At 43.9% G+C, this 21,907-nt stretch carries 15 protein-coding genes; 9 read left to right on the forward strand and 6 right to left on the reverse strand.

Annotated features, from left to right (window positions below; genetic code table 11):
- Window positions 1-272: 272 nt before the first annotated feature.
- Together FN831_RS17115 and FN831_RS17120 are read left to right on the forward strand one after the other, a co-directional pair.
- A complete protein-coding gene (locus FN831_RS17115; RefSeq protein WP_142529400.1) occupies window positions 273-950 on the forward strand; it encodes a MarC family protein in 678 nt (225 codons plus the stop codon).
- A gap of 168 nt (window positions 951-1,118) precedes the next feature.
- Window positions 1,119-2,708 carry a cryptochrome/photolyase family protein gene (locus tag FN831_RS17120; protein WP_246101592.1) on the forward strand — a complete coding sequence of 530 codons (1,590 nt, stop codon included), beginning with the start codon at window positions 1,119-1,121 and terminating at the stop codon, window positions 2,706-2,708.
- 95 nt (window positions 2,709-2,803) lie between these two features.
- On the opposite strand, the gene FN831_RS17125 is transcribed toward FN831_RS17120, so the two are convergent.
- The 4 genes from FN831_RS17125 to FN831_RS17140 form a co-directional block, all read right to left on the reverse strand.
- The gene (locus FN831_RS17125) at window positions 2,804-3,787 is read right to left on the reverse strand and encodes an ABC transporter permease (RefSeq protein ID WP_221931350.1); all 984 of its coding nucleotides are present in this window, start codon (window positions 3,785-3,787) and stop codon (window positions 2,804-2,806) included.
- Between the two features lie 7 nt (window positions 3,788-3,794).
- Window positions 3,795-4,745 carry an ABC transporter ATP-binding protein gene (locus FN831_RS17130; RefSeq protein WP_142529401.1) on the reverse strand — a complete coding sequence of 317 codons (951 nt, stop codon included), beginning with the start codon at window positions 4,743-4,745 and terminating at the stop codon, window positions 3,795-3,797.
- 15 nt (window positions 4,746-4,760) lie between these two features.
- Window positions 4,761-5,606, reverse strand: a complete 846-nt coding sequence (locus FN831_RS17135; protein WP_142529402.1) for a COG1470 family protein — start codon at window positions 5,604-5,606, stop codon at window positions 4,761-4,763.
- A gap of 162 nt (window positions 5,607-5,768) precedes the next feature.
- On the reverse strand, window positions 5,769-7,598 hold the full coding sequence (locus FN831_RS17140) for an MGH1-like glycoside hydrolase domain-containing protein (protein ID WP_185960516.1): 1,830 nt from the start codon (window positions 7,596-7,598) through the stop codon (window positions 5,769-5,771).
- A 243-nt stretch (window positions 7,599-7,841) separates the two neighbouring features.
- Here FN831_RS17140 and FN831_RS17145 point away from each other — a divergent pair, with 243 nt between their 5' ends.
- From FN831_RS17145 to FN831_RS17165, 5 genes are all read left to right on the forward strand, one after another.
- A complete protein-coding gene (locus tag FN831_RS17145) occupies window positions 7,842-9,371 on the forward strand; it encodes a DUF6377 domain-containing protein (RefSeq protein WP_142529403.1) in 1,530 nt (509 codons plus the stop codon).
- A 396-nt stretch (window positions 9,372-9,767) separates the two neighbouring features.
- Complete coding sequence (locus FN831_RS17150; RefSeq protein WP_246101593.1) at window positions 9,768-12,806, forward strand: SusC/RagA family TonB-linked outer membrane protein; 3,039 nt, start codon at window positions 9,768-9,770, stop codon at window positions 12,804-12,806.
- A 98-nt stretch (window positions 12,807-12,904) separates the two neighbouring features.
- On the forward strand, window positions 12,905-14,539 hold the full coding sequence (locus tag FN831_RS17155; protein WP_142529404.1) for a RagB/SusD family nutrient uptake outer membrane protein: 1,635 nt from the start codon (window positions 12,905-12,907) through the stop codon (window positions 14,537-14,539).
- Between the two features lie 60 nt (window positions 14,540-14,599).
- Entirely contained in the window at window positions 14,600-15,274 is a 675-nt protein-coding gene (locus FN831_RS17160; RefSeq protein ID WP_142529405.1) for a basic secretory protein-like protein, read from the forward strand.
- A 3-nt stretch (window positions 15,275-15,277) separates the two neighbouring features.
- Window positions 15,278-17,566: a GH92 family glycosyl hydrolase gene (locus FN831_RS17165; protein WP_142529406.1), complete on the forward strand. Its 2,289-nt coding sequence runs from the start codon at window positions 15,278-15,280 to the stop codon at window positions 17,564-17,566.
- 68 nt (window positions 17,567-17,634) lie between these two features.
- Here FN831_RS17165 and FN831_RS17170 read toward each other — a convergent pair whose 3' ends face one another.
- On the reverse strand, window positions 17,635-18,432 hold the full coding sequence (locus FN831_RS17170) for a hypothetical protein (RefSeq protein ID WP_142529407.1): 798 nt from the start codon (window positions 18,430-18,432) through the stop codon (window positions 17,635-17,637).
- A gap of 30 nt (window positions 18,433-18,462) precedes the next feature.
- On the reverse strand, window positions 18,463-19,233 hold the full coding sequence (locus tag FN831_RS17175; protein WP_142529408.1) for a hypothetical protein: 771 nt from the start codon (window positions 19,231-19,233) through the stop codon (window positions 18,463-18,465).
- A 98-nt stretch (window positions 19,234-19,331) separates the two neighbouring features.
- Between FN831_RS17175 and FN831_RS17180 the strand changes: the two genes are divergently transcribed.
- Together FN831_RS17180 and FN831_RS17185 are read left to right on the forward strand one after the other, a co-directional pair.
- The gene (locus FN831_RS17180; RefSeq protein ID WP_142529409.1) at window positions 19,332-20,294 is read left to right on the forward strand and encodes an SDR family oxidoreductase; all 963 of its coding nucleotides are present in this window, start codon (window positions 19,332-19,334) and stop codon (window positions 20,292-20,294) included.
- Window positions 20,295-20,408: 114 nt separating this feature from the next.
- Entirely contained in the window at window positions 20,409-21,821 is a 1,413-nt protein-coding gene (locus FN831_RS17185) for an MATE family efflux transporter (protein ID WP_142529410.1), read from the forward strand.
- The last annotated feature ends 86 nt before the right edge of the window (window positions 21,822-21,907 follow it).

Genomic DNA, 21,907 nt, shown 5'->3' on the forward strand with positions numbered 1-21,907 from the left:
TTAATCGCATTAAACAGTTGTAAAACTATCCAGTAGTTGTCAGCAGATATGGTACTTTACCCTATCCGTTTCTGCTATCTATGCTTTCGGCTTAAATTTCAGCAAATTTACGATGTTAATTAAAAAACGCGCTGTTTAGGGGGCACTCATCAGTGGGATCATTTCAAAACTTGATATAATGGTGACACAAGGGGTAAAATATATCCGGCTCTACAGGATATTCCCTTACTAATTCAACTATTGTTATATTAGCAAAAACAACGCTGATCTGTATGCCTGAATTTTATGAATCATTTATCCACCTGACCTTCATAGGCATCATTGCTTTATTTCCGGTAGTGAACCCAATTGGTTCTGCATTTATGGTCAGCCCATTTTTTGAGCATTTAAACCGCGCAGAGAAAAGAGCGGCTGTGACGACGATAACATTTTATGCCTTTCTTGTCTGCATGGTTTCGTTGTTTGCAGGCCAGTGGATACTGAGGCTGTTCGGGATCTCTATTCCGGTTGTACAGCTTGCCGGCGGTATCATGATCTGTAAAATGGGCTGGGAATTCATCACTTCGGATGAGAAAAAAACAAGCCCTGAGGAGTTAGCCGGAGATGTGGATGTAGCAGCGTACAAACATATCGTGGGCAAACTCTTTTATCCGATTACCTTTCCCGCCACTACGGGTGCCGGCACCATTTCGGTCCTGTTTACCTTAAGTGCCCATGGTGCAGCTTTCGGCAGCCAGGCTTATTTTTTGAATACAGGTGCGATACTCTTGTCCATACTCGTCATCTGTGTAATGATCTACTTTTTCTATCTCAATACAAAGAACATGATTCATTATCTGGGCTCCAACGGGGAAAATATTGTAAACAGGATATCTGCTTTCCTGATATTTTGTGTAGGCCTGCAAATTGGTGTTGCGGGGATCAAATCGCTTTTTCACATTCAGCCTTAACAGGACCACGCTATTTTACTTCTATAACTTTGCATTTGGTATCATATGGATTTAAATACAACTGGTCAAGTATCTGCAGAACAATGATTGCGGCAATCCGCCCAAATACCTCCCGAAACTAAATTCCCGTATCAGCTGTTATTTCATTTTAAACGTTCAAATCTGTCCGTGAACCATTTTTTTGGTCTGCTGCAGAAATATCAGGACAGCAAAATGAAAAGCAAATACAAAAAATTAAGGCTCATCTTAGGTGATCAGCTCAATCAAAAGCATTCATGGTTTGCTCAAGCGGATCAATCGATTTTGTATGTGCTGATGGAGATCCGCACGGAAACCGACTACGTTTGGCACCACATCCAGAAAGCCTGTGCTTTTTTTGCTGCGATGGAAGGTTTTGCGGATTTGCTAAACAGCAGGCATCACGATACCATTTACCTCAAACTGGATGATCCCTCAAACCTGCAGAGCTTTACGGCTAACTGTAATGCACTGATCAAAAAATATCAGATCGAGAGCTTTGAATACCAGCTACCGGATGAATACAGAGTTGATGAAGAACTGAAAACCTACTGCAGTGCATTAAATATTCCGGCTCAGACCTGCGATACTGAACATTTTTATACCACCCGAGATGAACTGGGTACATTCTTTTCGGGCAAGAAAGGTCTGTTGATGGAAAACTTTTACCGGGAGATGCGTAAAAAGCACAACATATTGATGGACGGTAAAGAACCGATCGCCGGGAAATGGAACTTTGATGAAGATAACCGCAAGAAACTGCCCAAAAACCATCATCCATATCCGCCATTATTATTTACCAATACCGTACAGGCACAATACCACCGCATCAGAAACGCAGGGATTGAAACTATAGGCAGCATTGATCCCCAAAATCTGTACTGGCCGCTGAACCGCCAGCAGTCTCTAAAACTTTTAAGTTATTTCACAGAAAACTGCCTCCCTCTGTTCGGCACTTTTCAGGACGCCATGCACACCGATGAGTGGTCTGTTTACCATTCGCGTCTGTCTTTCAGCATGAACACCAAAATGCTTTCTCCAAAGGAAGTGGTTGGAGCTGCTGTGGCAGCATGGGAGCAAAATAAGAAGTCCATTGCTATCAATCAGCTGGAAGGTTTCGTAAGGCAGATCCTGGGATGGCGTGAGTATATGCGCGGGATCTACTGGTTAAAGATGCCGGATTACCAAAAGCTGAATTATTTTGACCACCAACGGAAACTGCCCGACTGGTACTGGACAGGAAAAACGAAAATGAACTGCCTGAAACACAGCATTGGACAATCGCTGAACCATGCCTACGCCCACCATATCCAGAGATTGATGATTACCGGCAATTTTGCATTGCTTGCCGGTATCAATCCTGATGAAGTTGATTTCTGGTATCTGGGTATTTACATTGATGCGATCCAATGGGTAGAAATTACCAATACCAGGGGGATGAGCCAATATGCCGACGGAGGAATTACCGGATCCAAGCCTTATACCGCAAGTGCCAATTATATCCACAAACAAAGCAACTACTGCGACAATTGTCATTATGACCGTACCAAAAGGACGGGAGAAGACGCTTGCCCATTCAACAGCCTGTACTGGGATTTCCATGACCGCCACAGGGCTAAACTGGGTAACAACATTAGGTTGTCTATGGTGTACCGGCTGTGGGACAAGATGGCTCCTGATGATCATGAAGCCACTTTGCTGCGGGCAAACTTCTGCCTGGAGAACCTTGAAAAATTATAAAGAACTGCCAGGTTGAGAACACATCATTGCATGATCCGATAAATTTGAGCAGGGCGCTAAATATCAATGTATTAACAAAAATGCTAACAGTAATTTTAACTCCTGATCTCGCGACGCATAAATAGAAAATAAGAAAGTGCGAAACAGGCTACTGTTGCGGCGATCAGCCCGCTTACCTGTGGCCACACCACCATTACGCTGTCTATAAAAGGCAGCGGTGACGGAATTGCACCTGCCATCTGCTCCATTGTCATCGGCCCAAGGCTCCTTACAGAAGGCATCAGCATGGTGGTGGTAGCATCCATATACAACTGGTTTGGTGCAATACGCAGTAAGTCCATTATCAGTTCATTATAACCAAGAATCTGATCCTGGGAAAGACCGGTGGGATCCGGCAAAACAGATCTGATCGCCAGATTTAGTACAATCTGGTAAAACACGGTAAAAAACAGCCATATGCCGATTGCGCTCAGTGCAGACGTAGATGCTCCCCTGAACCTGATAGAAAGAACAATTGAAAGGCTCAGCCAAAAAGCGACGTATAATATCGTGAGTGCTACAAATCCGAGGATCCTGAGGAGCTCCTGCGGCTCCATTCGCACCCCTGTCAGCAATAATCCACCACCAACCATCCAGAGCGCCAGCATAAGGAACAGTGCACCGATCAAAACAAGGGCACTGGCAAACTTGGCGAGCAGTACATTATCCCTGTAGATCGGCTGAGCCATCAGGCGGGTAAGCGTGCCGCTGTTCTGCTCGGCATTGATCGCATCAAAGCCCAGGCTGATACCCAGCAGGGGTGCCAGGAAACTCAGGAAAACATGAAAGGGAGGGATAGAATTGTCTGTGGTGGTCAGCAGCTTTAGGTATAGAAACACATGATCCGGATCACCCGCATTTCCTGTGGCCGACTTAATATTGGCCAATGACACATACATTGATGCCACAAATGTCAGAAATATCAGTATCAGGAGTACGATAAAGCGCCAGCTACGGATATGATCTGCCATTTCCTTTCTCATCATCACGGTGAATGGACTTGACGCCGAAGATTTGAATAAAAAATCTGAACTTTTCATTGGCTGTTTATCGTTGTTCTAATTCAAAATATTTCTGATAGATTTCATCAAGTCCATAATCCTTTTGGGATACACTCAAAACATCATAATCCTCTTTGACAAAAAAGCGCACAAGAGCAGCAGTAAGATCTGCGGTACATGTAAATTCAATCTCACTGTCACGAATGCTGATCTTTTTAAGTCCCTCCCATTGCATCAGTTCTGCCTCCAGCGGCCATGGCCTCGGTATCTCCTGGGCTACCTTTACCGAAGTAACATATCCCTCATGTCCAAAAAGCGTTTTTGACAGCGTATCGATATTGCCTTCGGCCAATAGTTTGCCTTTTACAAAAATCCCCACCCTGTCGCAAATTTGCTGTACATGATGTAAATGATGAGATGACAGCAATACCGTTATTCCCTGATCCCGGCTCAAAGATTTAATCAGGCTAAGAAAGTCCTTTACCCCACTGGGATCGATGCCAAGCGTAGGCTCATCCAATATGATCACTTCAGGTTTTTTGATCAGTACTTCTGCAAGGCCCAGCCGCTGCTTCATTCCGCGGGAGTAGGCCCCTGTTTTTTTATCTTTTTCTGTGCTCAGGCCAACGATCTCCATCATTTCCAAAGCACGCTTCTTGCCGGCAGTCTCTTCAAACCCATTCAGCCTTGCGATATACATCAGGTTTTCCAAAGCGGTCATGTGATCATAAAACCCCAGGCTGTCCGGCATATAGCCCACTTTTCGCTTCACGGGGATAGGATTGCTTGCAGACTGGTATCCGCAGACCTGTACGGAACCGCCGCTGGGTTCTGTAAGGCCCAGCATCATCAGTATGGTTGTGGTTTTGCCGGCCCCGTTTGGCCCCAAAAGCCCAAAGATTTCGCCTTGATGTACATCCAGGTTTAATCCCTCAACCGCCCTGAAAGAACCATAGCTCTTGCTTAAGTTCCTGATTTGAATAATAGGATCATTCATCGTAGCAATAGCTTATTATCTTCTGCCGTACTTACGGATGAGATAGTATACCAATCCAACCGAAAGTAAGATGACTAAGATCCCTATCCATCCGGAAAGCAAGGATGTTTTGACGATTATTCTGAAAACCGCCGGCGCATTACCATTGGGATTATTTGCTGTAAATGTAGCTGCATAATCACCTGCAATGGTCTTGTCAGGCACTTTCAGCCGGGCTTTCAGTTCCTGGCTTTTGCCGGGTTCCAGGCTTGAGATCTTTGAGGGCTCAAAGGAGGCCTCCCAATTTGATGGCAGCTGGGACGAGAGATCAATATCCTTTAGGGGAAGTGTACCTGTATTCTTTACAACCAGCTGGATATCCAGGTGACTGCCCGCAGTAAGTTCCTCGCTCAGCCGGCCGGTAGGTGTAGTCAGCGTTAAGCCGTATGAGCCTTTTACAACCGCCTCAAGATTCAACGCCAGCGTATCTGAGCCTGACACTGCTTTTACCGGTATCTTGTATTTGCTGGGGTCTGCAGTTGCCGAGGCATTGATTTCAATGGAAATATCCTGAGTTTTCCCGGCATCCATCGCCACTGAAGTAACCTGGCTGCCATCTGCCTTAAAGCTGATCATCCAGCCAATGGGCAGGTCGGCCTTGAGTTCAACCACCTTCGATTTGGCATCGCCATTATGGAGGGTGGTGTTGTACCGAAAGACCTCAGTCGTAGCAGCTTCAATGTTGATCAGCTTTGCCGTAAAACTGGATTTACCATCTGCAGCAGGAGATTGGGCTTTAAGAATTTGCCCGCTTAGCAACAGAAACAGGAATGTAAACTTACGCAGTGCGCAAGAGCGTGTAATAGAGAATTTTGTTAACATGATCCAACAACTAGAATAGTAATAGTTCCAAAAAATGTATTTTAAATTTGGTTAAAAACGAATAGACAAATCAAGAAAACAAAACCTTTTTTTCAAAAAAATTTAACACTTTTTAACACATTCAGGAATGATCATGCCGGGGCTGATCAGGAGGTATAAAACTCATTTCAAAGAGACATCCAGCCCTTCAGATAAATCCACGCTGCTTCCCGCCAGGTGCTGATCTACCCAAACACATAACCTGCTTTGGTTTCCAGGTACACCCGGCATCCAGTCTTTTTTCCAGACCACATCAATGTTGTGCCCGTGGTAGTTGATGTTGCCCAGATAAAAATAGTCCCACTTATTTTCGGGCAAAAGAGGCTTGATGCTAAATTGGTTGTCATGCATAGGCTTAAAGCCTATTAAATCTTCAATAATGATGTCGGGGAAGGTAGAATGAAAATAGTCAGATTCACCTCCAAATTTCTTTCCGGTACTGGGGATATACCATTCGCCAATGTTGAGCTCCCTGCTGCCGTGCATCTTTGCCAGCTTATCAATGTAATCATACAGAACTTCTTTCTCTGCAAGGCTGCTTGTCTTTTTATAGTCCCGCAGATAGTTTGCATATCCCTTATATACTATCGAGTTCTCAAAAGGCCAGCCCCGGCCATTCCAGGCATAGGCCTGTTCGTTATAGTAGGGATGCTGCTGCTCAGCGGTGGTCATACCTGCGGTATTGTAAAATCCCTTCCGCGATGATAACATCTCCCAGGATTTGCTGTAATCCTGATATTGCCCGGCGGGGATCATGTCAAAATACCATGGTGTATAGCCAACCGACTCTCTAACCCTTGCTTCGTAATCCCGGATGCCGTATTCATTATCTCCAGCACTATAGGTATTAAAGAAATTGTCTTTTTTATTCCAGAGCACGTTTAAAGTTTGCTGCTGTATACGGGTGGCCTTTATCTGGTATTCGCTGCTTTTATCTTTACGTGTTGCATCTAGTTTGTATAAATTGGCCAGTGACTGCATATTGCCATAAGCATAACTATTTATGGATGGCCTCACCAGGTAAAAGTCGGGATATCCGCTCCGGAAAGCCTTTGGAAATGCTTTGGCCTGCGCCGACCGCTCGGCATTGCCGGTAGTTTCCCAGCCCAGATAATAGCGGCGCCAGTTGTCCTTTGTGTACAGGCTGTATGCTCCTTTGCTCTCAATCAGCCCCAGCACTGCCGACAAGCTAAATTCCATGCCATCATACAGATCAAGTATTTTATACATTCCTGCAGTTTTTGCTCCGGGGCTTTTCACGGTAAAGAGACTGTCCCATACCTGCTGGTGCTTTTCCATTGCAGGCAGCATCTCATGCAGCCATGCTTTATCCGGATGTACCTTTAAAAATGCGTCTACACCATTGATCATCCAGCTTGAAAAGTGGTGGCTTTCCGGACGGCTCAGATAAGTTAGAAAGTTTGCGTTCTCCCGCTGGTTTAACCTGGATGCAGAGCCCCGCATAAAATAGTCGGCATACGACTTCAGGTATTTGTCGTCCCGCAGCCAGCGGAGATCGTAAAACTGCTGACCCGCCGGACAGGTTATGGCCCCACTCAGCGAAGCCCAGGGCTTTACGCCAAAAAACTCTGTCACCACCCAATATTTTTTCTTGTCCTGCGGATCGTAATACTCCTTCAGATGCTTGCTGATCATCCACCACCGGTAGTTATAAACACTGCTGATCGTACTGTCAGAACTGGCAAACAAGGGGATATTCTCCAGCAAAAAATCCTTATTATTTGATAAGTTATATGGGCCGTCAGAAGGAGGACGGTTTTTATAGGCATTAAATTCATCAACCTGTGAAGAGAGTTGTGTAACTGCACTGGCTTTTAGCCTTTTCAGTTCCTGATTGTACACTACATTCTTCCTGCCGGCACAGGAACTTAAAATACATAATAAAAGTAAATAGCATGAAAAAGTAAAGAAATAGTTAAAAATCCTGTTCATAAACCCTGTTTTGAATATTACCGTGCCAGTTTTATCTTTTACCTATACGCCAGCTATAGATCTGTTCAAATGTATAATTATTACGCACATCATACTATAAAATGTTAAATTGGTATGCTATCTTCAGCACCTATCTATAACTCACTAAAACCCATGAAATTTTTTATACCTGCTATAATCTATTTTCTATTGCCTTGCGCTGCCCTCTGTCATCAGCAAGATAGCCTGCTATCGGTTTTAAAGATGGAGATACTGAGAAAAAACGAGTATGATACAAAGAAAGAACAAAAGATAATACGGTTAAGAAATCAGCTGCAGCGTGTACCTTCCAGCGATCTGGAAAAGCAGTATTTACTTTGTGACCAGCTTTACTGGGAATACAAAGACTATCTTTTTGATTCGGCACATGTTTACACCAAAAGGCTCATCAGGATTGCCACCAGTCTGAAACATGTGCCAAGAAGATATGAAAGCCAGATTAAGCTGGGCTTTATCCAGGTTTCCTGCGGTATGTTCAAGGAAGCTTTTGATGGTATCGACCAACTGGAAGTAGGACTTATGCCAGACGAGGTTAAGTTCCGTTATTATCAGTTGAAAACCCGGGCATTCACACGCCTGTCTATGTACAATACCAATAAGTTTTATTCGCCTGTACACCAGTCAGAATCTATGGTTGCACTGATCTGTGCCATCCAGCTTTCACCTCCTCATTCTTTTGAAAGGTTATCATTAACGGCGGTTTTGTATAATAACATGAACAAGACCAAAGAAGCCGCAGCTTGCTATAGAAGATTGCTGAGCAATGATACACTGACAGAACATCAGATGGCGATTGCGTCGCATAATCTAAGCAACCTTACTGAGGGACCAGAAAAAAGAAGTCTGATCACCAAATCTGCGATCTATGATATCAGAACTTCAACTAAAGAGACGATGGCGATCTTCAGACTGGCAGAACTTCTGTTCAAGGAAGGAAATATCGAAGACACTGAATTTCTGTTAAAAGAAGCTACAGAACAAGCATCTTTTTATGGGAACAAACTGCATAACGATGAAATTATGACAGCCATGAAGGCTTTGGAAGCCGAAAAGCTGATCCGGTTAGAAAGCAGCAAAAACCGTACGCTGACCACTCTGATCTGTATTTTAGCCGCTGCAATTACCGCTACCGGCATCATCTTTTATGTGGTTTACAGGAAATTGCAGGACGTTAGGCGCAGAGAGGCAAATGTAAATGAACAAAACCGTCAGCTCGACTACTTAAATAAAAAGCTTTCTGAAGATGCAATCATCAAAGAAGAATACATAGGTTACTTCTTTCAGGTAGTATCAGGATATATCCAGAAACTGGAAAAGATTAAACGGTCATCAGAGCGGATGATCAGACACGAAAGTTATAAGGAACTTGCAGAAATTGCAAGAGGAATAGATATCAAGAAAGAGCGTACCTCACTGTTTGATACTTTTGATAATATCTTTTTGAAACTCTTCCCAAACTTTATCAGTTCCTTTAATTCCCTGCTTAAGGCAGAAGACCAGATTATCCCCAAGAAAACTGAAGTGCTGAATACCAGCCTCAGGATTTTTGCCCTGGTGAGACTGGGAATAAAGGATAGCCAAACCATCGCAAATATTTTGGAAAATACAATCAGTACAATCTACACCTACAAATTCAGGGTTAAATCCAAGGCAATTGTTCAGGGAGAGGAATTCGATAAAATGATTATGGAAATCAAATTTAATGACCAGGAAAAACAGGCCGTCAATTCATAACAGTTTTCTACCAATTGTTGCGCTAAAGACGTCCTAAAACAGGCAAAATATTGTAAAAAACCCCTTGATAAGTTTCGATTTTTCAAGGGGTTTTTAATTATAATCATTTGATTTTAAATAATTTATAAAAATATCAGTTTCGATTTTTTACGCTCCCCGCGTTAGCCATACTAATCTGAACCGAACTATGATCAACTTTGTGAACGAGGTCTTTTTTTTCGTAAAAACTTCCTCGCCTTACCTAATTCTAACCATAGTAAACTTCGCTGTAACATGAGCTCTCCCTGAACTGAAAAATATGCTTTCCAATAGCAGCTATTAGAAAGTAAACCGATTTAGTAATCGGAAAACATAAACTAATTCTCCCTAATTCTAAAATGATCTAACCAATCACATATGAAAATTATTCTACCCAAATTTACAGGCTTATCAGTTATGGTGATGCTCAGCGCCCCTGCCATGGTACTGGGAGCCAGCGGACCGAATTGGCCGGCCTACAGCAACCTCAACACAGTTGAGATAACAAGTTTTCAAAATATCATCACCGGTAAGGTGGTGGACGATAAGGGGCTCCCTCTGCCAGGAGTAACCGTAAAGAATACCACATCAGGTAAAACAGTCCTTACAGATTCAAATGGTACATACCGCATTGAAGCGGAAGCGACGCATACACTGAGTTTTAGCTTTATCGGCTTTGTTTCTCAGTCTCAAAGTGCCGGATCAGCCAACAGAACCATCAGGCTGATTTCATCAAACAATAACCTGAGTGAAGTTAGCGTAGTAAGTATTGGTTATGGAACCATAAACACTAAGGAAGTATCCTCTGCAGCTACCCATGTAGGTCCTGATCAATTCAGGAGCACAGGTGCACGTAATCCTCTGGACCTGATCCAGGGTAAAGTAGCAGGTCTGCAAGTGACGCGAAGCGGCTCCAACCCTAACAGTGGTGTAAGTGTGCAGTTACGTGGTGCCGTAAGTGTAACCGGCAGTACCAGTCCTCTCTACGTTATTGATGGTATTCCCGGCGGAAATCTTGACCTCCTTCAACAGGACGACATCGAATCTATTGACGTGCTGAAAGACGGTTCCGGCGCGGCCATTTATGGTTCAACAGCCAATGCCGGTGTGATCATTGTGACGACCAAAAAAGGCAAAAAAGGACCTCCTCAATTCAATTATTCATCCTACATCAGAAAGGAAGTGCTGAACCAGCGCCTTGATTTTCTTACAGCAGATGAGTTCCGCGCTAGAATTGCTTCGGGCGACATCAAGCAACAGAATTTCGGAAGCTCTACGGATTTCTACTCCGGGCTGATCAACAAAGATAATTTCTCACAAAACCATAGTCTTTCGCTCGCCGGTGGTGGTGATCAGACAACTTACAGAGCAAGTATCAACTACCGTGACCTCGATGGTATTGCCGAACAAAATGGCCGTAAGGATTATACAGTCCGCTTAAGTATCGGCCAAACCGGGTTGAATGACCGTTTAAAAATGGCTGTTAATCTTGCCACAAACTTGAATAATGCCAATCTTTTAGGTGGTGAAGGTTTTGAAAGTGAGCTGACCAAAAACCCTACACTTTCAAATTTTAACCCTGATGGGTCATATCGTTTCGATTTAACCAGCAGGAATGAGCTTGCCCGCTTAAACCAGGAAACAAACTACCGCAAACAGCAAACCAGCTCTGCAGATGTGAAGGCCGACTTTACCATCATTGAGGGGCTTACGCTCTCTGCTTTCGGATCGGCATTAAGGGATAACCGTGTTGACGGCCAGTACATTCTCAAAGCCGGCGAAAACTCTGTGGAGAACACCAGCTTTCCAGGTGGGGGCTATGCAGCCAGAGGTACTTTCTTATCTCAGGATTATGCATTTGAACCTACTATTCAGTACCGCAAAACTATTGCGGAGAAACATAACTTTACCCTACTTGGAGGTTATAGCTACAGATACCATATCGAAGAAGGCTTCAGTGCTTCCAACAGGGGCTTTATCAATGACCTGTTCCGTGAAGATAACCTTGCCCAGGGATCTGCCCTGGCATTAGGTAAGGCAACTATCAATAGTAACAAAAACGATAACACGCTGGTTGCCCTATTCGGAAGGTTAAATTATGCATTCAACAGCAAGTACATCGCAAGTGTGATCTTACGTCGTGAAGGGTCATCACGGTTTGGTAACAACAATAAATTCGGATACTTCCCTGCTGCTTCGGTTGCCTGGTTACTTTCTGAAGAGCAATTTGTCAAGGATCTCACTTTTATCAACAATTTAAAACTGAGAGTTGGATACGGTGAAACAGGTAACAGCGGCTTTGCAAACAACGCCTCACGCGTAACACTGGGCGGTGGTGGCCGTTACATTTATCCGGACGGCCAGTATCTGGAAACTTACGGTCCAACCCGAAACCCAAATCCTAACCTGAGATTTGAAAGAAAACGTGAAACGAATGTCGGGGTAGATTTTACGCTGTTTAGCAACAAGCTTTCCGGTTCGGTAGACTTGTTCCAGCGTAAAGTGAAGGACTTGCTGGATACCTATACTTCTCCGCAGCCTCCTTTTGTACAAAGTTCACTATATACCAACGTTGGACAGATTTCTTCAAAAGGTATCGAACTTGCAATGAGCTATGCGGCAATGAAACGTCCTGATTTCAGCTGGGATATTACGGCAACTGCCAGTACCCTGAAGAATACACTTGACTCATACTCAAATGACGAGTACAAGGTATTATACAAGACATTTGGGCCCATTGGTGGTGCAGGTGCACTGGGCGATGCCTATACCACTTATGAGGGAGGAAAACTTGGCGAATTCTGGGGCAAGCGCTTTGCAGGTTTTACACCAGATGGCAAATGGTTATTCTATAACCGCAAAGGTGAGGCGGTCTTAAATGCGCAGATCAACAACTCCAAAGACCGTAACCTGACTGATCTTGCTCCAATTGGTAACGCCATTCCAAAATATTATGCATCACTGGGCAACAACTTCAGATATAAAAACCTATCCTTAAAGGTATTCCTGAGAGGTAAGTTCGACTACGATATCCTGAACGCCACAGCACTCTCATATGCCAATAAAACCTGGAGCGGTAACCTGCTGCAAAGCACATTCGGCAAATACAGCCAGATCAACGATACCTACATGTACTCAGATTATTACCTGGAAAGCGGATCCTTTGTGAAACTGGATGAGGTTACTTTTGGATATGATTTCAAGATCAAAAACAAGTACATCAACAGGTTATCTGTATATGTGACCGGCCAGAACCTGGCTACGATCACGGGCTACAGCGGCAGCGATCCGGATTATATCGAGGATACTGGTATAGGAAGTGACCCCAACAATACCGGCAGGGTACTGGGTATTGACAGCCGCAGCGCTTACCCTTCTACCAGATCGTATGTATTCGGCGTAAACATTGGATTTTAATTTAAGTAAAGATGAAACCATCATCAGCATACAGCTGATAAACAGCGATGCTCATGCTGATGATAGCTTTATTACCGATAAAACATAAATATAATTAAATGAAAAAGAGATATATCACCTATATAGGAATGTTTATCGTAATGCTGACTTCAGCCTGTAAAAAGCAACTTGAAGAAAATGCTTACGACCAATTGATTGCAGATAATTTTTATAACAATAAAACCGAGGTTTTATCGGCCGTATTAAGGCCATATACCCATGCCAATGCCTGGGTAACCCCATCTGGTCAGGATGGCTGGTGGAGACCGGCAGAACTATCTGCAGATCAGCTGGCGTGGCCAACAAAGGGGCGCCACGGCGAAGATGGCGGCAAGTGGAAACGCTTGCACTATCACACATGGACTGTTGATGAGGGGGGACTGAACAACGCCTGGAGGTTAATGTACACCGGTGTAGGATTCTGCAATGACCCGATTGAGAATATCGAAAAAAGAAGCCTTACTGACATGGGGCTTACCCAGGCAGAGAAAGATTCCTTCCTGGCGGAACTCAAATTACTGCGCGCCTTTCATTATTTGAAACTGATGGACCTTTTTGGAAATATCCCTGTAGTGACACAGGTAGGTGTTCCTGCAAGACCTGAAACGATGGCAAGGAAGGATGTCTTCAATTTTATAGAAAAAGAAATAAAGGAAAATATAGACAAAGCACCAAAGCTATCCAGAGCACAGCTGGGACGTATGTCGCAGGCCAGTGCCTATGCGATGCTGACCGAGCTTTATCTGAATGCCGAAATATGGACGGGCACTGCACGCTGGGACGACTGTATTGCCGCGGCTAATCAGGTGATCAATGGTGCCGGAGGAGCGCAAAACGGAACTATGGCACTGGACCCAAACATCACAGATCAGTATAAAACAACCAATGATTTGTCTAAAGAAGTGATTTTCTCTATCGCCTATAACTTTACCATTGCAAACTTTGAACCCTCATGGCCGGGAGAATTTTACCACTTTAAGCAACAGGAAATCTATGGTGGCGGCCGTGGTGGTAATGATGGTATTGTGGTTGTTCCGGGCAATTATACTAAATACGAGGCAACTGATCTGCGCAAGTCCGGCTGGCTGAGCATAGGTCCTCAGGTGAAATTTGCCGATGGAGTTACACCAGTATTAGCTTCTGAGGAATACAATGGACTGCAATTAACTTTTGTTGATAACATCCAAAAAAATAAAACCAACTCTACGGTGTCCAACATGAGCGAAGGCGAAGAAAACAGCGGTGTACGTTTTAATAAGTACAAATTGGGTAACCAGGTTGCCGGTCCGGGCGGGGTTCCTGCAATTGATCTGAATTATAACAATACAGATTGGAACGTGTACCGTTTAACCTGGATCTATTTCGCGAAAGCCGAAGCTTTGATGCGCAAGAATGGTGGTACGGCAACCGCCGATGCACTGCAGCTGATCAATGATTCTAAACAGCGCGCATATGCAGCCAGTACATATGTACCGTATACTGCAGCCACACTTACGCTGGACGAGCTGCTCACAGAACGTGGCCGCGAGTTTATATTCGAGGGTTTCAGAAGAGACGATATGATCCGGTTTGGCAAATTTACTACAGGTACCTGGTGGGACCATACGCCAACGGCAGCTACCAAAGCACTTTACCCAATTCCGCAGCAGCAGAGAGATTTAAATGCTAATCTGCAGCAGAATCCGGGATACTAAATAACATACAGGAGACGTTCAGCAATGGACGTCTCCTTTTTAACTATTACAAGCACACATATGAAAAAAAGAAATCACCTTATTTTGGCATGTATCGGCCTTGCCTTAACAGGCACACAGCTCCATGCACAGGAAGTCATCAAAAAAGGAAAGTATACGCTTACCTATGAAAGCAATGACCAAAGTTTTGACCCAAAACTTAAAGAAAAATTAGTCGCTACCTTTTTTGAGGTGTATCCAAAACTTGCTAAAGAATATAATCCCAAAACACTCAAAGAAGTAAAATTCTTTATTGACACAGCCTATAAAGGGGTGGCAGCTACTTCTGATGGCGTGATCGTATTTAGCCCGGCCTACATGAGCAAACACCCCGGCGACATCGATGTGGTGACCCACGAGGGAATGCATATCGTGCAGAATTACGGCAGAAGCGTAGGCCCTGGTTGGCTTACTGAAGGTATTGCCGACTTTGTACGATATAAGTTCGGGATCGATAACCCCGGCGCCAACTGGACGCTGCCTGCTTTAAAACCAGAGCATACTTATAAAAACAGTTACCGGATTACAGCCAGGTTCTTCGTCTGGATGGAAAGCAAGGTTAAACCGGAAATCATCAAAACTATTGATCAGCAACTGCGCGACCATACGTATACGGCAGACAGCTGGAACAAGCTTACTGGTAAAAACCTGGATGAACTTTGGGCGGCATACGTTCAGAATCCTTCAATTAGTTAAGCTATGAAAAAATTATTACTGGCTTGTTTAAGCATAGCTGTTTCCTCCGCTTTTGCCCAGACGTCAAAAACGATCAGCGATCCCGTTGAATATGTAAACCCGATGATGGGCACCATGTCCAAGCCCAGCCTGTCAACAGGAAATACTTATCCTGCTATCGGTTTACCCTGGGGAATGAACATCTGGACACCCCAGACAGGAAAATCAGGAGATGGATGGGCTTACACTTACGATGCTGATAAGATCCGCGGGTTTAAACAAACGCATCAGCCCTCTCCATGGATGAACGATTACGGCGCATTCAGCCTGATGCCTGTCACCAAATCCCTCAAGTTTAAAGATGATGACCGCGCCAGCTGGTTTAGCCACAACGCCGAATTCTCAAAACCATATTATTACAGTGTTTATCTGGCAGATGCCGATGTTACTACAGAAATTACGCCTACAGAACGCGCTGCACAGTTCCGCTTTACTTTTCCAGAGACGGATAGCGCATTTGTAGTGGTAGATGCCCAAAACAAAGGCTCCTATATTAAGATCATTCCCAGTGAGCGAAAGATCATTGGCTATACTACCAAATATGCCAGAGGCCCGCTCCCTAAAAACTTTAAAAACTATTTTGTCATTATCTTCAATAAGGATTTTGTGCTCACAAAAACATTTGAAGGCGATGCACTGGGCAGCCAGCTGGAATTAACAAGTGATCATAGCGGTGCTGTGATCGGGTTTAAAACTGCCAAAGGCGAAAAGGTAACTGCAAAAGCAGCATCATCGTTTATCAGTTTTGATCAGGCTGAGCTAAACCTGCAGAGAGAGTTGGCAGGTGATTCATTTGACGCTACGCAGGCCAAAGCAAAAGCTACCTGGAATACAGCTTTAAGCAAGATTTCGGTAGAAGGCGGCACCACGGACCAGCTCAGGACATTTTACTCCTGCCTGTACCGTACCCTGTTTTTCCCTAATAAGCTTTACGAACTGGACCGGGATAATAAAATCGTGCACTGGAGCCCTTACAATGGAAAAATATTGCCAGGCTACATGTTTGCCGGCACCGGCTTCTGGGATACCTTCAGGGCCTTATATCCATTCCTTAACCTGGCTTACCCTGCCATCAATAAAGAAATGCAGGAAGGTCTGATCAACGATTATAAAGAAGGTGGATGGCTGCCAGAATGGAGCAGTCCGGGCTATGCAAATATCATGGTTGGCAACAACTCTGCTTCAGTAGTTTCTGATGCCTATATCAAAGGATTACGCGGCTATGATATCAATACACTCTGGGAAGCATTGAAACACGGAGCAAACAACGAAGGGCCAATGGCTGCCGTTGGGCGCGACGGAGTGAAGTATTACAATGACCTCGGTTATATCCCTTTCGATGTTAAGGTGAGGGAAAATGCAGCCAAGACACTGGAATATGCATATGATGATTTCACGATTTACCAGTTAGGTAAAGCTTTAGGCAAACCTGCTGCGGAAACTGATATTTACAAAAAGAGGGCCATGAACTACAGGAACTTGTTTGATCCTGCATCAGGTTTGATGCGCGGAAAGAATCAGGATGGAACATTTCAGACTCCTTTCCGTCCCTTTTTATGGGGCGGTGCCTTTACTGAGGGCAACAGCTGGCACTATACCTGGTCGGTATTCCATGATGTGGATGGACTGGCAAAGCTGATGGGCGGATCCAAAAAGTTTGTAGAGAAACTGGATTCCGTATTTTCTATGCCGCCGATCTTTGATGAGCAGAATTACCGTAACGTAATCCATGAGATCCGCGAGATGCAGATTGCAGGTATGGGTCAGTATGCACATGGCAACCAGCCTATCCAGCACATGATCTACCTGTATAATTATGGTGGAGCACCCTATAAAACGCAGTACTGGGTTAGGGAAACGATGAACAGGATGTATAAGGCTATCCCTAACGGCTATTGCGGTGATGAGGATAACGGGCAGACTTCTGCATGGTATATCTTCTCGGCAATGGGATTTTATCCGGTAACACCGGGTGTAGACCAGTACGTTCTGGGCGCTCCATTATTCAAAAAAGTGACGATCTCACTGGATAACGGCAAAAAAGTGATCATCAATGCACCGGCAAACAGCGATGATAATCGTTATGTACAGTCGCTGCAGCTGAATGGTAAAGACTATTCAAAAAACTGGATCAGCCATAGCGGATTGCAGAACGGGGCAGTTTTAAACTTTAAAATGTCGGCAGAACCAAATAAAGCAAGAGGTTCAGATCCCTCCGCATATCCATATTCATTATCTAAAGATGAGAAATAGCTTATCATAAAGATTTTGGTGTCGTAGTTTGAGCCAATAGTTGTAAGAGACTATTGGCTTTTTATGTATTAAACGAATGTGTATTCGATATTAAATTGTTCGCCATAGCTGGTGATTTGCTGATATGCACAGGATGCCTCATATTCCCTTTTTGTCTCGATTATTACCGTGTGATTATCTTTCCAATAGGCTTTAATTGGTAATTTATACCCTCTAATGATATAGATGCCTCCGTTCCCTCCGGGTAAAGCGATGTTAACATAAGTCAAAGCATACTCTTCTTTACCACTGAATTGTACACTTAATTTAAAAACACCATTAGGTGCTAACGCTTCAGATAACAGCCAGCGGTGTCCTCCTTTTCCCCCAACGGAAAACGTTACCGTAATTTGTTCAGTGAGCTCCGCCCACTTACTTTTTTCAACTTCGCGTTTTGCCAGTAATGTCTTTAACAGGCTAACGTTTTCCTGCTCTCCGGGATTTGCCCCATAAGCCTTAAGATATCTTTCTACCAGATATAAATCATTGTCTTCAATTTTCCTCTTTGAAATAACAGGCAAAACATCAGTTTTAAACTGTTCAAAAATATCAATGTCATAAACAGTATTGTCTTTGATATACTGATTCAAACCGAGGTCAAACTTATACTTTAAAAGCATGATATGCTGCTCTAAGCGCCGTTGGATCGCTTTTGTCCTGTAATTTTTGATATCAGTTTCAGTTCGCCTGATATCATGCAGGAACCATTGTTTTGAAGGACTGTAACCATCAAATACCATGTCGCCAGAATGATATTCTAAAAGATAGTTTAGCGTAGCTAAAAGGAGGGTTTTGTTTTTTTGCCGTTCTTCTTTGGTGAGTGCCAATTGCGATGATTTAAGTTTCTTAAGCTTTCGTTAATTACGGATAAAGTAGTTACCATCAAATCTGTATGTGATAACCTTATCGGTCACCTGATACTTTTGGTCTACCAGGGGAATAGTAATTACTTGGATGTTTTTATCATATGTGATCAGTTTAACCGGTCTTTCAGGGCGACGATAAACAGAGAAGAAATCAAAATCAACCCGCAGCTTGTTGGTTAATCCGCTCCTGGTTTTGATCAGCTTCACCTGATCACTTAAGCCAGCGTCTGAAACATTAAAAACACGTATTTCCTGACTGTTATCTTTACTTGAATAGATGGAATGCGCGATCCCAAGATAATAAGTTTTACCAGACACTTTATGCGTGTATATATCTGAAAACCATCTGCCTGCTTCAAACTTTCCATCAGAGATTGTCTTTGCGTAAACTTTTCCTCCGGAACTATACTGATAAACATTGTAAAATATGTGCATGCTTCCCCCGAGTTCTGTATCCCAGGAGTAAATACGGAAAAGGCCGTCTTCGGAAGTTGCAATGGTAAGGCCGGATTCTTTGAGTGATTTAAATTCCGCAGCTAATGTTGAACGATCTGCTGTATACTTTAACAGCATCGACTGAAAAGTCTGATTAGCCTTTACCAGAGAATCACCGAGCGCCGCTTCAGGCTCAGTATTCTGACGCTCATACCAGTAATCTATTCTTTTATAACTTGCGAGCAGTTTATTTTCAATATCCGTATTGGCGAATACAGGCATGATGAGGGTTAGAAAGAAAATTGTAAGTATCGATTTTAATATCATTGTTATCAGTAATTGCTTTAGTAAATATATCAACTAAGCTTCCTTTATTAAAACATTACTCATTTCTGAGGGGTTAAGAATGTGTAATTTATAATATTATGCTGGCAAATAAGACAATAGTGGTGACAGGAGCTTCAAGCGGAGCAGGAAAAGCAATCGCTTTAGAATTTGCATTACACAAACCTACCCTGGTTCTGGCTGCGAGAAATCCGGAAGCTTTGCGTGAAGTAGCAGATGAATGTTCCCAGCTGGGGGCGCAGGTAAAAACCATCATTACTGATGTAACCGACGCAGGTGCGATGATCGAACTGGCGGCAGAGGCTAAAGCCTTTGGCGGCAAAATAGATATATGGGTAAACAATGCCGGTCTGCTCGCCGTAGGCAGCTTTGATGAGGTGCCATTGGCTGTGCATCAGCAGGTGATTGATACCAATCTTATGGGTTACATTAACGGAGCGCATGTTGTTCTGCCTTATTTTAAACATCAAAAGCACGGTGTGCTGATCAATAATATCTCTATCGGCGGATTTCTTCCTGTTCCTTTCGGAGTAGGTTATTCTGCCAGCAAATTTGGCCTGAGGGGATTCTCAGCAGCTCTGAAAGCAGAACTGGCGGATTGGCCAGACATTCATATCTGCGATGCCTTTCCGGCATTTTTAGATACTCCGGGGATACAACATGCAGCAAACTATACCGGCAAATACCTAAAGCCTGCTCCTCCTGTATATGATCCCCGCCGTGTAGCCATCGCGATAGTGAAACTGGCGGAAAAACCCCGGGCTGAAGTTATGATCGGAAGTGTATCTACCTTATTGAGGGTATCATACGGCTTGTTTCCCGCATTAACGCGTGGGATCACAGGCGCGGTTATCCGTACGTACCTAAAAAATGCTGATCCAATCGCAAAATCTGATGGGAATGTTTTTGGTCCTGTGGATTACGGGAACGCTGTCTATGGGGGCTGGGGAATTCCGGGAAAACCCAAAGCTCACCGCAAGTATCTTGTTGCGGGATTACTGCTTGCAACTGCTGCAGGTTTACTATCGCTGCGCCAGAAATAAGTATCCCGGCATTTTCAATTCCTAGATATTTTGTCTGTTTTGATCGATTCAAAGATTTGAGTACTTTTATCCTCCAGGTGATATATATACCTGTTAACGATTCTCAATTTCTTTATGCGACTATCTAACCAGATATCTTCTTTTTTCTCCGTCTTAAAACAGGCCCTGGCGGGCCGCGAAGTTGATTTGACATCGATCAGCATCAAGAGAGCGATTGTCCTTTTGGCTATTCCTATGATGCTGGAAATGGCGATGGAATCTGTTTTTGCTTTAGTTGATCTTTATTTTGTGGGGCATCTGGAAAACAGCAGGATCGCGATTCAGACAGTAGGGCTTACAGAGTCGGTGCTTACTGTCATCTATTCGCTCGCGATTGGCTTGAGCATGGCCGCTACGGCTGTTGTTGCCCGCCGCATCGGAGAAAAGAATCCTGAAGCGGCAGCCAAAGCAGGAATGCAAACTATTGTAATCGCATTTGTGATGAATGTGGCTATCAGCATTGCCGGTTTTATATATGCCAAAGATATCCTTCTGATCATGGGGGCTTCAATTGAAACCGCTAATCATGGAACTGAGTTTGTCCGCATTATGATGGGTGGAAGCATAATTATCGTCATGTTGTTTTTGATTAACGGGATCTTCAGAGGGGCCGGTAATGCTGCGATTGCAATGCGCAGTTTATGGATCGCAAACATCGCCAACATCATTCTGTGCCCTATTTTTATTCGCGGCCTGGGCCCGATACCTGCTTTCGGTTTAACGGGAGCTGCAATGGCGACTACTATTGGCCGCAGCCTGGGCGTTTGCTATCAGGTTTACTGTCTATGGAACGGTAAAAATATTCTAAAGATCCGTCCCCAGTACTTTATACCCGAATGGGAACAGATCAAAGCAATTACAAAAATTGCAGCTCCGGGCATTTTACAGTTTGTGATTGCGAGCTGCAGCTGGATTTTCCTGGCAGAATTGGTGGCCACTACCGGTGGAGACACAGGCTCGGCAGGTTATCAAACCTCATTACGGCTCATGATGTTTTTCCTGCTGCCGATATGGGGATTAAGCAATGCAGCTGCAACTTTGGTTGGTCAGAATTTGGGTGCCGGACACGTGGACAGGGCCGAGCAATCGGTATATCAAACGATCAGATATGCGGTAGTGATCTTAGCGGTTGTAAGTATTTTATTCCTGACCTGCGGAAACTTGTTTGCGTCGTTTTTTACCGAGGACGAGGCAGTCAGGGATGTAGCAACTCTATCACTCAGGATTTTGAGCTTTGGTTTTATCATTTATGGTATGGGCATGATCTTTACGAGTGCCTTTAATGGCGCAGGAGATACATCTACACCAACAAAAATCAATCTCTTTACATTTTGGGTGTTCCAGATTCCTTTTGCTTATCTGCTGGCTAAATATTTTGAAATGGGGCCAAAGGGGGTGTTTATTTCTATTCCTACCGCAGAGATTGGATTAACTATAGCTGCCTATATCCTTTTTAAGAAGGGTAAATGGAAAAAAACCCAGGTGTAACTGAACTTTGAGTGCCTGTTGGTGGTTGGGACATTTGTTGCGTATCCTGATCAGCTGGCTTTAAGCTACCCTTCAGCTACCTATCG

Origin of the sequence: Pedobacter westerhofensis (assembly GCF_900182595.1) — a bacterium.
Lineage (GTDB): Bacteria > Bacteroidota > Bacteroidia > Sphingobacteriales > Sphingobacteriaceae > Pedobacter > Pedobacter westerhofensis.